This is a genomic window from Kitasatospora sp. NPDC001132, from assembly GCF_053598415.1.
The window spans coordinates 176408-190258 of record NZ_JBSFKF010000014.1; the positions used below are offsets into that span (position 1 = coordinate 176408).

A 13851-nucleotide genomic window follows, 5' to 3' on the forward strand; every position below is an offset into this window, starting at 1 on the left:
CCGACCGGCCCCCACCAGCAAGGGCCCCGGACACCGTCCGGGGCCCTTGTCGCGCACCCGACCCTTCGACTTTGCCAAAGCTTAACCGCTCGATATTTGACACTCTGAAGTATCTCCTTGCAGGATTACTTCAGTTCATTCACTATGTACGGGAGGAAGCAACCGTGAGTGAGGCACCACAGCCCACCACCGCGGCCGAGAAGCAGAGCAGCGCCCGGGTCCTGCCGGCCCTCATCCTGGCGATGCTGTCGTTCAGCGTGGTGCAGACCGCGGTCGTCCCGATCCTGCCCTCGCTGGCCAAGGAACTGAACGTCTCCGCCTCCAGCATCACCTGGCTGATGACCGCCAACCTGCTCTCCGCAGCCGTGCTGACTCCCCTCCTGGGCCGTTTCGGCGACCTCCGGGGCCGCAAGCCGATGCTGCTGATCTCGCTGGCCGGCCTGGTCGCCGGTTCGGCGCTGGCGGTCAGCACCCACTCCTTCACCTGGCTGGTCGTCGCCCGTGTCCTCCAGGGCGCCGGCGGCGGTGTCCTGCCGCTGGCGATCAGCATCGTCCGTGACGAGCTGCCCAAGCAGAAGGTGACCGGCGGCGTCGCCGCCATCAGCGCCTCGATGGGCGTCGGCTCCGGCCTCGGCCTGGTCGCCACCGGTCTCCTGCTGGAGCACTGGGACTACAAGTCGATCTTCTGGATGGGCCTGGTCTTCGGCCTGATCGCCGTCGCCCTGGTCGCCTTCCGCGTGCCGACCGACCCGGTCACCGACAAGGAGGGCGGCGCCGACCCGCTGGGCGCCCTCACCCTGGCCGGCTGGCTCTCCGCGCTGCTGGTCGCGGTCAGCCAGGGCAACCACTGGGGCTGGACCTCCAACAAGACGCTCGGCCTCTTCGCCGTCGCCGCCGTGGTCGCCCTGGTCTGGGGGATCATCGAGACCAAGGTCGCGCACCCCCTGGTGGACATGAAGATGATGGCCCGTCCGGCCGTCGCCTTCACCAACGTGGCCGGCCTGCTCATCGGCTTCGGCATGTACGGCTCCTTCATGGTCATCAGCAACTTCGCCCAGACCCCGGAGAAGCTGACCCACTACGGCTTCACCGCCACCGTGCTGCACGCCGGCATCATGCTGCTGCCGTCCGCGATCGGCTCGATGGTCGCCGCCCCGGTCGGCGCCCTGCTGATCGCCCGGCGCGGCCCGCGCCTGCCGCTGGTCCTCGGTGGCGTCCTCGGCGCCGTCGCGATGGCCTACCTCGCCGTGCGCCACGGCCGCGAGGGCGACATCTACACCGCCTCGGCGATCTTCGGTCTCGGCGTCGGCCTCGCCTTCGCCGCGATGCCGGCCTACATCAACGGCGCCGTCCCGGCCGAGCAGAGCGGCATCGCCAACGGCATGAACTCCGTGCTGCGCACGGTCGGCGGCGCGATCGGCACCGCCGTCATGGCCGCCATCCTGACCGGCGACACCATGAAGCTGCCGCCGCAGATCCCGCTCTCCCTGCCCACCCTGGACGCCTACAAGCACGCGTTCTGGACCGCGGCCGTCGTCTGCATCGTCGCCGGCGTCGTCCCCTTCCTGATCCGCGGCGCCAAGTCGGCCGCCACCCCGACCGCCCTCGGCGGCTCGGCCCAGCAGGACTCCAGCCCCGCGCTGGTCAAGACCGACGCCTGACGAGGCGTCCGGCCCCCGCGCCCAGGGACAGGGCGCGGGGCCCCGGTCCCCGTACGTCGCGAGGGCATCACGAACGTACGGGGTCCGGCACGGTGATCGGCCCCACCCGGTACTCCCCCACCGGGTGGGGCCGCTTCGCGTTCCGGGCCCGCTCCGCGGGCCCGCCTCCCCATCCGCTCAGCCACCCCCGTCCGACGCGCCGTCCCCGCCCTCGTCCCCGCCCTCCTCCCGGCGCAGCGGCAGCGGCCGGGAGGGTTCGAGCGCCGGGTCGTCCACCGCGAAGGTCCGCACCCGCCCCGGCCCGCTCCACGGCGTCTCGAACCGCACGGTGACCCGCCCGACGCCACTGCCCTGCACCCAGCCCGGCCCGAACTCCTCGTGCCGGACGTCCTGTCCGGGCATCCAGCGCCGCACCACGACGACCTCGGGCTCCTCCTCGGCCTGCTGCGCCGCGGCCGCCACCTCGGCGTGCTCGGCGGCCTCCTCCCGCAGCGCCTGGGCGAACAGGTCCTCCTGGGTGTAGTCGGCGAGCTGGGCGACGCCCACGCCGAGCAGCCGGACCCCGCCGGTGATGTCCACCTGCTCGGCCAGCCGGCGCGCGGTCGCGGTGATCACCGCCTCGTCGTCGGTGGGCCCGCCGAGCGTCTCCGAGCGGGTCAGCGTCGAGAAGTCGAACCGCCGGACCTTGAGCACCACCGTCCGCCCCGAGCGCCCGGCCGCCCGCAGCCGCCGCACGCACCGGCCGGCCAGCGCCTCGACCTCGCGCAGCACCCGCTCCCGGTCGGCCAGGTCGACCTCGTAGGTGTCCTCCACCGACACCGACTTGGCGTCCTGGTCGGCGATCACCGGCCGGTCGTCCACGCCTGTGGACATCTGGAAGATCCCGGCCCCGTGCGCCCGTCCGACCAGCTGCACCAGCTCCGCCTCCCCCGCCTCCGCGAGGTCGGCCACCGTGTTCAGCCCGGCCCGGCGCAGCACCTGCTCGGTGGCCGGCCCGATCCCGGGCAGCGCCCGCACCGGCATCGGCCCCAGCACGGCCCGCTCCTGCCCGGGCTCGATCATGACCAGCCCGTCCGGCTTGGCCCGCTCGGAGGCGATCTTGGCCATCAGCTTGGACCCGGCCGCCCCGACCGAGCCGGTCAGCCCGGTCAGCCGCCGGATGTCCGCCCGCAGGTCCTCGGCCAGCGCCAGGACCAGCCGCTCGCCGGTCTCGTGGTCCGCCTCCAGCAGCGCGGGGCCGTACGCACCTGCCTCCAGGTCCACGAAGGCCTCGTCCAGGCTCAGCGGCTGCACCAGCGGGGACAGCTGCCGCAGCAACCCCATCACGATCTCGCTGTTCTGCCGGTAGGCCTCGAACCGCCCCGACAGGAAGGCGGCGTTCGGGCAGAGCCGGCGCGCCTGCGCCATCGGCATCGCCGAGTGCACCCCGAACCTCCGCGCCTCGTACGAGGCCGTGGAGACCACCCCGCGCCCGCCGAGCCCGCCGACGACGACCGGCTTGCCGCGCAGGCTCGGCTTGGCCGCCTGCTCCACCGCCGCGAAGAAGGCGTCCATGTCGAGGTGGATGATGCTCGGCAGAGATCGCACCCGCCGATCATCGCGCACGGGTCCGACAGTGCGTACGACCCGGGCCGGACGGCCCGCGACGGGCCACCGGCGGCACGGGACGTGCGCTACTTCCCCGCCGCCTCCGCCAGCGCCTTCGGAATGCCGTCCTCCTTGGGCCCGAGGAACAACGGGTCCGGCCGCAGCCAGGCGTTGGCCGCCGCCTTGGCCGCCCCGGCGACCTCCCGCAGCCCGCCGTACAGCCAGGTCGCGTCGTGCCACTCCGGCACCCCGACCGCGTACGAGCGGATGCCCGCCGCCTCGCACAGCGCCAGCGCCCTGCGGACGTGGAAGTCCTGGCTGACCAGCACCGCGTGGTCCACCCCGAAGATCCGGCGCGCCCGGGTGCAGGAGTCCCAGGTGTCGAAGCCGGCGTAGTCCCGGACCACCCGGTCCTCGGGCACCCCGTGCCGGGTCAGGTACGTGTACATCGCGTCGGGCTCGTCGTACTCGACCCGCCCGTTGTCCCCGGTCACCAGGATCGCCTGCACCTTCCCCTCCCGGTACAGGTCCAGCGCCGCGACCAGCCGGTGCTCCAGGTACGGCGAGGGCTTGCCCTCGTCCAGCCCGGCGCCGAACACCACCGCGACCGGCGCCGCGGGCGCGCTCTCCACCGTGCCCACCCGGTCGCCCGCGGAGAACCACACCCAGGCGCTCGGCGCCAGCGCGAGCGAGCAGAGCACCGTCCCGAGCTGGAACACCCTGCGCTGCGTCCGCCGCTGCCGCAGCCGCGCCCCCAGCAGCCCGGCCCTGCGCCGCAGCAGCCCCGATATCCCGGTGCCGTCTCCCACGTGCCCTCCCTCGATCACGCCAGTTCAGGGAACACGACGGGGCCGCGGGTCCGAACGGTTCCCCGTCCGGGCCCGCGGCCCCGTCGAACTCCTGCTCAGACCGCCCGGTTGCGCCGCTGCGCCAACTCGTCGGCCGGGTCGTGCCCGACCAGCGTCTCGCCGGTGTCGGTGCGCTCCGCGTGCAGCCTCCCGAGGGTGAGCTCCAGCTCCTGCCAGACCGCTCCGACCGCGATGCCGAAGATCCCCTGACCACCCTTCAGCAGGTCCACCACCTGCTGCGGCGTGGTGCACTCGTACACCGTCGCGCCGTCGCACATCAGCGTCATCCCGGCCAGGTCGGCCTGGGCGGCGGCCTGCAGGTGGGCGACCGCCACCCGGATGTTCTGCAGCGAGACACCCGCGTCGAGCAGCCGCTTCACGATCTTCAGCAGCAGGATGTCGCGGAAGCTGTAGAGCCGCTGGCTGGTCGACGGGTACGCCGTGCGGACGCTGGGCTCCAGCAGTCCGGTGCGGGCCCAGTAGTCCAGCTGGCGGTAGGTGATGCCGGCCGCCGCGCAGGCGGTCGGGCCGCGGAAGCCGAGCAGCTCGGACGTCGGTGCAAGCCGTTCGATGCTCGGCTGGCCCGGCTGTACGGCCGGGAACCTGCCCATCCGCGGGATATCCGTGACGGTGCGAGCGGTGCGCGGCATGTGCACGGCGCACCGGCCTCCCACGGCCGCGTCATCGCCGGTGCTGCTCATGCCTGCCTCCGTCCACTTGTGCTGCGGGCAACCCGACTACGGGCATCGGCCACCCGGACAGCCACTCCTGACGGTAGGCAGTCCCCTATGACCCGTCAACGATCGCCACGCCGGACCGGACAAACCACATCACTCAGGAGAGTGGTTTTTCGTGCCCCTAGTGTGGGTAGATGGACGGTTTTTGGCAAAACGGAAGGCCAAACGGCCGTGCGCCCGGCCCCCGCTACTGCGGGCCGCTGCCCCCGAAGTCCTCGGGCGAGACCTGGTCGAGGAACTCGCGGAACTTCTCGACCTCGTCCTCCTGCTCGTCCGGGATCGCGATGCCCGCCTCGGCGAGCACCTCCTCGCTCCCGTAGATCGGCGTGCCGGTGCGCAGCGCCAGCGCTATGGCGTCGGACGGCCGGGCGCTCACCTCGACCCCGCCGGCGAACACCAGCTCGGCGTAGAACACGCCCTCCCGCAGGTCGGTGATCCGGACCTCGGTGAGCTGCTGGCCGAGCGCCTCCAGGACGTCCTTGAACAGGTCGTGCGTCAGCGGGCGCACCGGGGTCATGCCCTGCTGGGCGAAGGCGATCGCGGTCGCCTCGCCGGGGCCGATCCAGATCGGCAGGTAGCGATCTCCCCCGACCTCCCGCAGCAGCACGATCGGCTGGTTGGAAGGCATCTCCACTCGGACACCCACGACGTCGAGCTCATTCACACAGGCAACCCTATGGCTCCGCTCCCGGATATGAAAGCGCAGAGCCGACGCCGCTGGTCAGCGAGGTGCGGCCGGTGCCGCAGGGCGTGTCGGACGCGCCCCGCCGCGTCGGGAGGCCGCTATCCCCGGGCCCGCAGGCCGGCCTGGACCATCGCCGCGTGCAGCCGTACGGACAGCGTCGCGAGCTCCCGGGCGGTGGCCTCCGCGTGCGCCCTGGTCTGTGGGTTCCGGTGCCGGCGCAGCGGCGCCACCACCTGCTCCACCAGCGCGATCTCGCGGTCCGCCGCGGCCTTCATGGCCCGCAGGTGGCGGGGCTCAAGCCCGTACCGCCCGAGTTCCGCGACCAACCGGGCCACCTGGAGCGCCTCGCCGTCGTAGCCGCCGTCCGGGCCCGGGGCGACCAGCCCGTAGGACTCCCACTCCGCCAGCTCCGACTCCCCGGCCTCGGCCGCCGCCAGCAACTCGGCGCGCCCCAGCCGGACGCCGGAGGGCACCTCGCCGGCGGCCACCAGCTCCCGGTCCGCCTCCTCCAGCGGTCCGGGCCGGGTGTCGGCGGCGGAGGGCAGCGCGGGCGGGTTCTCGCCGCGCTCGATGGCGTCCAGGTGCTCCCGGATCACCCGCAGCGGCAGGTAGTGGTCCCGCTGCATGCGCAGGACGTAGGCCAGCCGCTCGACGTCGGCCGGGCTGAACTTGCGGTACCCCGAGGGCGTGCGCTGCGGCTCGACCAGTCCCTCCGTCTCCAGGAAGCGGATCTTGGAGATGGTGACCTCGGGGAAGTCGTCGCGCAGGAAGGCCAGCACCGCGCCGATGCTCAGCAGCTCGTCACCGCCGCGCCGGCGGCCGACGGGCCGTTCGGCCCGGACCGGCTGCCGCGGGCCCGCGACCAGCCCGCGCCCGCCGCGGTCCGCCTGCGGACCGGACGGGGTTGGGGTGGCCGCCCCGAGAGAAGAGGAAGGGGTATTCGTATTCACTCGGGCTCCCGCCGACGTCGTTTTCAGTACCCCCGGTGGTGGCCGGCGAAGAACACCAGCCGGTACTTCCCGATCTGCACCTCGTCGCCGTTGTTCAGCGACACCTCGTCGATCCGCTCCCGGTTCACGTAGGTGCCGTTGAGGCTGCCCACGTCCGCGACACTGAAGCCGGCCGGGGTGCGGCGGAACTCCACGTGCCGGCGCGAGACCGTGACGTCGTCCAGGAAGATGTCACCCTGCGGGTGACGACCCGCCGTGGTGATGTCCGAGTCCAGCAGGAAGCGGCTGCCGGAGTTCGGGCCGCGCTGCACGATCAGCAGGGCCGAGCCCGGCGGCAGCGCGTCGATCGCCGACAGCACCTCGGCCGACAGGGCCGGCGTGGCGCCGGTGCCGGTCGTGGCGCTGGGGTCGTACGACTCCAGGCCGGAGATGGAGATGGTCGACGTGGTCTCCGCTGCCCCCTCCGGGAGCAGGCCGCCGCGCAGCGCCGTGCCGCAGTTTGAACAGAACCGGGCCGAGGCCGGGTTCTGGTTGCCGCACCTGGGGCACGGAGTGGGGCCAGCCATGTTCACAGCCTCCTGGCGGGGCACACCTGACGGGTTGTGCCCGGCGTACGGATCCGGGGCAAACCCTCCACCGGAGGTTGAGGGTCCTGACGGGAAACCTATGCGCGGCTCGCCGGAGGGGTCAACCGACGCGCCGTGGGCCGCCGGATTGGCCGCAAACTGGGCGGCGCCGCCGTCCCGGTAGAGCTGCTGGCCGTACGGCGCGGCCTCGGGGGCCGGACGCATGCCCGGCACCGCGGGCTCGTCCTCCGGCCGGCGGTGACGCGCGGTGGGCGCCTCGACGGCGGCCGCGTCACGGCCCTTGTTGCGACCGAACAACTTCGAGAAGAAACTCACGGGCGAATCCCCTTGCGTGTGACAGACCCGCCCGCGGGGCAGGGTGAGAACCTCGGACATGCTGCGAGCCCGATCCTTGCGGCTCGCCGGAGTGGTACTTCGTCGGTTGGTGCTGCGGTTGTTGCTCCGGAGCGTACTGGTGCGAACCAGTCTCGCCCATGTGACGGCGGCACCCCGCAGCGGGTGCCGCCCGCCCTTGACGGGCCGTTCGTCGGGCGCCCCGTCACTTCGAAGCCGGCTTGGCGTACTGCGGCGACTTCGGGTCCACGAGGGCGTCGACGACCACCTTCTGCTGCTGGGCGATCGTCGCCCGCGCCTGGTGGCTCTCCAGCGTGCGGACGACACCTCCCGGGATGTTCAGCGCGGGTGTCAGGTCCTGCGGGTTCCCCACGACCGTGAAGCGGTAGGGCTGCGAGACCTTCTTCCCGTCGATCTGCACCCCACCGGCCGACAGGTCGGTGAAGTAGGTGTTGACCACCACGCGCACATCGTTGATCTGAATCGCCTCCGCCCCCGCCGCTCGAAGTTCTTGCAGGGTGTCCAGCAGCATATCCGCCTTCACCTGCCCTTGGGGATCATCGACCGTGAGTACGATGCCCGGACCAGTGGCTTTGGCGGTGCCGGCGAGCACACCGAGCTCCGTCATCTTCTTCCTGGTCTGCTCCTGGGCCTCCTTGGCCTGGTTGGAGCTGTTCTCCAACTTCGCCAGGGACTGCTCCAGCTCCGCCTTCTCCTGCTGGAGACGCTGCTGCCGGCTGTCCAGTTCGTCGAGGATCCGCACCAGGTCCTCCTGTCGGGCCCCGCGCAGCTGACTGTGGTGGTCGTTGGTCGACCGCACCTGGATCGCCAGCCCCAGACCGAGCGAGAACAGCAGCAGCGCCACCACCAGCTGCCCGCGCGACAGCCGCGGCGGCCAGATCGCCGCCTTCAGCCGCCGTCGGCCGGCGTTCCGGTCCGCGGCGGGGTCGGGCTCGACTGCCGCTTCCGGCTCCGGCTCCGACTCCGACTCCGACGATGCTTCCGGCTTGTGCTCGGGCTCGGCGGCAGGCACGGGTGCCGGCGCGGACTTCGCCGCGGGCTCGGCCACGGACTCGGCGTCCGGCTCGGCCTCGGGCGCCGGCTCGGCGGGCTTCGTGAGCCGCAGCGTCGGCTCGGGCCCCGCACCGGCGTCAGGCTCGGCCTCGGTGTCGGGCTTCCCCTCCGACGCCTCCCCTGACTCCTCGGACTCGGCGGCCTCCCCGGCCGTCCCGACAGCCTCGTCCGCCGCCCCGGACCCCGCGTCCGGCTCCGGCTCGGGTCCGTTCGCGGCCTTCTCGACAGACTTCTCGACGGCCTGCTCGACAGGCTTCTCGACCGACTCCTCGCGCGGCTTTCCGGCGGTCGGCTCCGCCGCCACCGCCTCCCGCTTCTCCTCCGCCGCCCCGCGGCCCGGCTCAGGCGCGGAAGACATGGCGCCGGATCGCGGCCGCGTTGGAGAAGATGCGGATGCCGAGGACGACGACCACGCCGGTGGACAGCTGCGAGCCGACCCCCAGCTGGTCGCCGAGGAAGACGATCAGTGCCGCGACCACCACGTTCGACAGGAACGAGACGATGAACACCTTGTCGTTGAAGATCCCGTCGAGCATCGCCCGGACGCCGCCGAACACGGCGTCCAGCGCCGCCACCACCGCGATCGGCAGGTAGGGCACGACGGCGTCCGGCACCTCGGGTTGGACGAAGAGGCCGACGACCACCCCGATCACAAGACCCAGTACGGCAATCACGGTCTGGCTGCTCCTGTCCCTGTCGTGGTCTTGGTGCCTCCGGTCGTCGGACGCCGTTTGGCGGTGGGGGTACCGCCGGAGGCGGCCGGCGACCCGGAGGCGGAAGGCGAGGCCGATGGTGAGACGGACGCGCCGGGGCTCTCCTGGGTTCCGGCTCCGGCCGAGGGCGTACCGACCGGCGCCGCCGGGGGCGAAGCCTCGGGCGTCACCGGCTGCGCGGTCCGCAGCGTGAGCCCGACCGCGGCCGGCAGCGTCAGGTTCTTCTGGACCGAGAGCGTCGACTTGATGCCGTACTGCTCCTGGAGCAGCCGCAGGTACTGCCCGGCCATGTCCTTCTCGAAGGCCGTGAGGAGCTTCGAGCCGTCCCCGATCGCCTGGATGTTGTACGGCGGCACCAGCGGCCGGTTGTCCACCAGCACCGCCTCGCCCGCGGCCCGGATCGCGGACAGCGCGGTCAGCCGCTGGCCGTTGATCGCGATCGCCTCGGCCCCGGATCCCCAGAGGCCGTTCACCACCAGCTGGAGGTCACGGTCCCGCAGCCGGCCGCTGTTGGAGAAGCCCTGCCCGGCCCGCGGGTCGACGTTGCCGCCGAGGCCCGTACCGGCGGCGTCCTCCAGGACGAGCTTCACGCCCGGCCCGGTGACCTGGCCCAGGCCCACCGCCTCGGCCATCCCCCCGGTGTCGCCCGCCCCCGACGCGAGCGCCTGCTGCTGCGTCGTGTCGACCTTGAGCCGCAGCTCCTGCACCTGCTTCTGCAGCCGGTCGGCCGAGGTGTTGCTGTCGTTGATCCGGTGGATCAACGCGTCCCGCTCCTTGGCCAGCGAGGGCTCGGCCTTGTGCGCGTTCACCGCGCCCACCGTCACCACCGCGCCGACCAGTGACAGTCCGACGCCCAGCGTGAGCAGCCCCTGCCAGGTGCCGGGTATCCGACTGTCGCGGGCACCGCCGCGGGCGGCGGCCGCCTCCGCGTAGCCCTCGTCCAGGCTGTGATCCATCACGTTGGTCAGCAAGGACATCGAGGCATCCGGACGGTTGTACCGTCCGTTCGGGGCACTCGGTGTCGGCGTCGCTGGCATGGAGACCATCGTCCCACGTCGCCGAGAGGGCCATTGCACGGCCCCTGAGCTGCACACACGCTGCACACATGACGGAAAGTGACGGATTGTTCCGAATGATGTGAAAACGGACAGCGGGGCGCACGGATCACACCGTGCGCCCCGCCGTTCGAGGCAGTTCCGAGCCCGGTTCTTGACCGGGCCCGGCTCAGGTCCTCGGCCCGGCCGGGGCCGTCACCGCCCCGCCCCGTCGACCACGGCCGCCCACTCGTCCAGCAGCGCCTCAGTGGCCTCGTCGTCGGGGCCCTCCGCCCACAGGTGGGTGACCGCCTCGGCCGGGTCCGGCAGCACCAGCGTCCAACGCCCGTCCGCCTCGACCACCCGGACGCCGTCGGTGGTGTCCAGCCGACGGCTTCCGGCCGCCTCCACCACCGAGCGCATGACCATGCCCTTGGCCGCCCACGGCGTCGCGATGTCCCGGCGACGGATGTGCGCCTGCGGGATCCGCGCGTCGATCTGGCTCAGCGTGAGCTGGGTCCGCGCCACCAGGCCGACCAGCCGGACGAACGCCGCGGCGCCGTCCAGCACCCCGCTGAACTCGGGCACCACGAAGCCGCCGCGCCCGTCCCCGCCGAACACCGTGCCCTCGGCGGAGGCCGCCTTCGCGAGGTCGTCCGGTGTCGTCGTGGTCCAGATGACCTGGGTTCCGTGGTACGCGGCGACCTGCTCGGCGATCCGCGTGGTGGTCACCGGCAGTGCCACCTGCCCGCTGCGCCGCTCGGCCGCGACCAGGTCCAGCAGCACCAGCAGCGCCCGGTCGTCGTCGATCACCCGACCGAGCTCGTCCACGAACGCGACGCGCTCGCCCACCGGGTCGAACCGCACCCCGAAGGCCGCCCGCGAGGAGGCGACCAGCTCGCCGAGCCTGGCCAGGCCGGCCCGGCGCTCCTCCGCGTCCTCGGTCGGCCGCGCCTCGTCCAGCCCGGTGGAGACGGTGAGCGCCTCGACCCCGAGCCGGCCGAGGATGCTCGGCAGAACGAGGCCCGCGCTGCCGTGCGCGGTGTCCACGACCACCTTCAGCCCGGCCTCCCGGACCCCGGATGTGTCCACCGTCCGCAGCAGGTTGCCGGCGTAGGAGTCGAAGACGCTGGACGGGAAGGTGAGGTCCCCGATCTCACCGGGAAAGGCCCGCCGGTACTCCTGGCGCGCGTAGACCCGGTCGAGCTTCCGCTGGCCGGCCTGCGAGAGGTCCGCCCCGCGCTCGTCGAAGAAGAGGATGTCCAGCGAGTCCGGCACACCGGGCGTGGTCCGCAGGAAGATCCCGCCCGCGCTCCCCCGTGCCGTGTGCTGCCGGGCCACCGGCATGGGCACGTTCTCGAGGTCCCGGACGTCGATCGCGGAGGTCTGGAGCGCCGAGATCATCGCCCGTTTGAGCGCACGCGCGCCACGCGAGTGGTCACGCGCGATGGTGACGGTGGCGCCCTTCTTGAGCGTCGTCGCGTACGCCCCGGCGAGCCGCACAGCCAGCTCCGGGGTGATCTCGACGTTCAGGACGCCCGAGACGCCGCGGACCCCGAAGAGGTGCTCCTGGCCGCGCGACTCCCAGATCACCGAGGTGTTGACGACGGCGCCGGCCTCGATGGTCTTGAACGGGTAGACCCGGACGTTCGCCCCGATGATCGACTCCTCGCCGACCAGGCACTCGTCCCCGATCACCGCGCCGTCCTCGATCCGCGCGGCCCGCATCACGTCGGTGTTCTTGCCGACCACGCAGCCCCGCAGATTGCTCTGCGGCCCGACGTACACGTTGTCGTGCACCACCGCCTTGTGGAGGAACGCGCCGCGCTTGACGACCACGTTGCTGCCCAGCACGGTGTGCTCGCGGATCTCCACGCCGGCCTCGACCTTGGCGTAGTCCCCGATGTACAGCGGCCCGCGCAGCACCGCCTCCGGGTCCACCTCGGCACCCTCGGCGACCCAGACGCCAGGGGAGATCTCGAACCCGTCGAGCTCGACGTCGACCTTGCCCTCCAGGACGTCCGCCTGGGCCTTGCCGTAGCTCTCGTGGGTGCCCACGTCCTCCCAGTAACCCTCGGCGACGTAGCCGTAGACCCGCTTGCCCTCCTTCAACAGCTGCGGGAAGACATCGCTCGACCAGTCGACGGACTCACCCGCCGCGACGTAGTCGAAGACCTCGGGCTCCATCACGTAGATACCGGTGTTCACGGTGTCGGAGAAGACCTGCCCCCAGGTCGGCTTCTCCAGGAAACGTTCGACCCTGCCCTCGTCGTCCGTGATCGTGATGCCGAACTCCAGTGGATTCGGCACCCTCGTGAGACAGACGGTGACCAGAGCGTTCTTGCTGCGGTGAAAGTCGATCAATTCCGAGAGGTCGAAGTCGGTCAGCGCGTCACCGGAGATCACCAGAAAGGAATCGTCCTTGAGCGCGTCCTCTGCGTTCTTGACACTCCCCGCAGTGCCCAGTGGCGTCTCCTCGTGGGCATAGGTCAGATGCATGCCCAGCTCTTCGCCGTCGCCGAAATAGTTCTTGACCAGCGACGCCAGGAACTGCACGGTGACGACGGTGTCGGAGAGACCGTGCCGCTTCAGCAGCCGAAGCACGTGCTCCATGATCGGCCTGTTGGCGACCGGAAGCAGCGGCTTCGGCATGCTGGAGGTCATCGGGCGGAGTCGGGTGCCCTCGCCCCCTGCCATTACAACGGCTTTCATTACGGGTGCGTCCTCCTTCGCGGTGGTGGACCAGCAGGTCCATCAAAGCGTTCCAGAAGGTTCTCTACCCGGAAGGCATCGTCCGACGCACCGATGAGGCGTGGGGCTTCTCTCAGATCATGTCTCAGACTGCGGACGCGGAACCCGCGACGCTCGCCCGGACGATCCGCCTCGCCTGAACCGCGTAAAGAATCGCGGCCCACCAGTACAGCGTCGTCCCCCACCAGATGAACGCCCAGCTCACCACCTCGGCCGGCCGCGCGATCCAGCTGTCCACACTGCCGAGCAGCAGAAGCGGAAACGCGTACATCAGATTGAACGTCGCGGCCTTCCCCAGGAAACTCACCTGGAGCGGGCCGTAGCCGTGCCGGTTCAGAATCGGCAGCAGCGCCGCGATGAATACCTCACGGGCCAACAGGATCGCGGTGAGCCACCACGGCAGAATCTCACGCCAGGTCAGTCCGACCAGCGTGGAGAGCACATAGAGCCGGTCGGCCAGCGGATCGAGCAGCTGCCCCACCCGGCTGATCTGCCCCCACCGCCTGGCGAGCTTTCCGTCCAGGTAGTCGCTGACCCCGCTCAACGCCAGGATCAGCAGCGCCCAGCCATCGTTGTTGGGACCGTCGAACACCGGCCACAGGATGAGCCAGAGAAACAGCGGAACACCGACCAGCCGGCCCATGCTCAGCATGTTGGGGATGGTGAGGACGCGATCGGTCTGGACCCGCGTCTCCTGGACCTCCACCCGGGGGCCTCCTGTCCCGTGTGACGACAATTGCATGTTGACCCTACAACAGAGAAGCCCCCGACCGGTTCGCCCGGCGGGGGCTTCTCTAGAAGAATTGTTCGGCGGCGTCCTACTCTCCCACAGGGTCCCCCCTGCAGTACCATCGGCGCTGTGAGGCTTAGCTTCCGGGTTCGGAATGTAAC

At 71.4% G+C, this 13851-nt stretch carries 12 protein-coding genes and 1 rRNA gene; 1 reads left to right on the forward strand and 12 read right to left on the reverse strand.

Annotated elements, in window-relative coordinates; all coding sequences use genetic code 11:
• The first annotated feature begins 164 nt into the window (after nt 1-164).
• Nucleotides 165-1661 carry an MFS transporter gene (locus ACWDBE_RS20850; protein WP_449792459.1) on the forward strand — a complete coding sequence of 499 codons (1497 nt, stop codon included), beginning with the start codon at nt 165-167 and terminating at the stop codon, nt 1659-1661.
• Between the two features lie 177 nt (nt 1662-1838).
• Here ACWDBE_RS20850 and ACWDBE_RS20855 read toward each other — a convergent pair whose 3' ends face one another.
• The 12 genes from ACWDBE_RS20855 to rrf all read right to left on the reverse strand — a co-directional run.
• Nucleotides 1839-3248 (reverse strand): DNA polymerase IV, encoded by a 1410-nt coding sequence (locus ACWDBE_RS20855; RefSeq protein WP_449792460.1) that lies wholly within the window; start codon nt 3246-3248, stop codon nt 1839-1841.
• Between the two features lie 86 nt (nt 3249-3334).
• Entirely contained in the window at nt 3335-4027 is a 693-nt protein-coding gene (locus tag ACWDBE_RS20860) for a SanA/YdcF family protein (RefSeq protein ID WP_449808737.1), read from the reverse strand.
• Between the two features lie 125 nt (nt 4028-4152).
• Nucleotides 4153-4797 carry a MerR family transcriptional regulator gene (locus ACWDBE_RS20865; protein WP_449792462.1) on the reverse strand — a complete coding sequence of 215 codons (645 nt, stop codon included), beginning with the start codon at nt 4795-4797 and terminating at the stop codon, nt 4153-4155.
• Nucleotides 4798-5020: 223 nt separating this feature from the next.
• On the reverse strand, nt 5021-5497 hold the full coding sequence (locus ACWDBE_RS20870; protein WP_030303568.1) for a bifunctional nuclease family protein: 477 nt from the start codon (nt 5495-5497) through the stop codon (nt 5021-5023).
• A 119-nt stretch (nt 5498-5616) separates the two neighbouring features.
• Nucleotides 5617-6312, reverse strand: a complete 696-nt coding sequence (gene ftsR / locus ACWDBE_RS20875; protein ID WP_449792470.1) for a transcriptional regulator FtsR — start codon at nt 6310-6312, stop codon at nt 5617-5619.
• 179 nt (nt 6313-6491) lie between these two features.
• The gene (locus tag ACWDBE_RS20880; RefSeq protein ID WP_449808735.1) at nt 6492-7370 is read right to left on the reverse strand and encodes an FHA domain-containing protein; all 879 of its coding nucleotides are present in this window, start codon (nt 7368-7370) and stop codon (nt 6492-6494) included.
• Nucleotides 7371-7593: 223 nt separating this feature from the next.
• Nucleotides 7594-8820 carry a DUF881 domain-containing protein gene (locus ACWDBE_RS20885; RefSeq protein WP_449792464.1) on the reverse strand — a complete coding sequence of 409 codons (1227 nt, stop codon included), beginning with the start codon at nt 8818-8820 and terminating at the stop codon, nt 7594-7596.
• A complete protein-coding gene (locus tag ACWDBE_RS20890; RefSeq protein ID WP_030062488.1) occupies nt 8804-9136 on the reverse strand; it encodes a small basic family protein in 333 nt (110 codons plus the stop codon). Before ACWDBE_RS20890 ends, ACWDBE_RS20885 begins: the two co-directional genes overlap by 17 nt.
• A complete protein-coding gene (locus ACWDBE_RS20895) occupies nt 9133-10152 on the reverse strand; it encodes a DUF881 domain-containing protein (RefSeq protein WP_449792465.1) in 1020 nt (339 codons plus the stop codon). The genes ACWDBE_RS20890 and ACWDBE_RS20895 overlap by 4 nt, the downstream gene beginning before the upstream one ends.
• Nucleotides 10153-10425: 273 nt before the next feature.
• Complete coding sequence (locus ACWDBE_RS20900) at nt 10426-12921, reverse strand: sugar phosphate nucleotidyltransferase (protein WP_449792466.1); 2496 nt, start codon at nt 12919-12921, stop codon at nt 10426-10428.
• Nucleotides 12922-13045: 124 nt separating this feature from the next.
• Entirely contained in the window at nt 13046-13666 is a 621-nt protein-coding gene (locus tag ACWDBE_RS20905; RefSeq protein ID WP_449792467.1) for a CDP-alcohol phosphatidyltransferase family protein, read from the reverse strand.
• Between the two features lie 99 nt (nt 13667-13765).
• Nucleotides 13766-13851 (reverse strand): 5S ribosomal RNA (gene rrf / locus ACWDBE_RS20910); the annotation flags it as partial.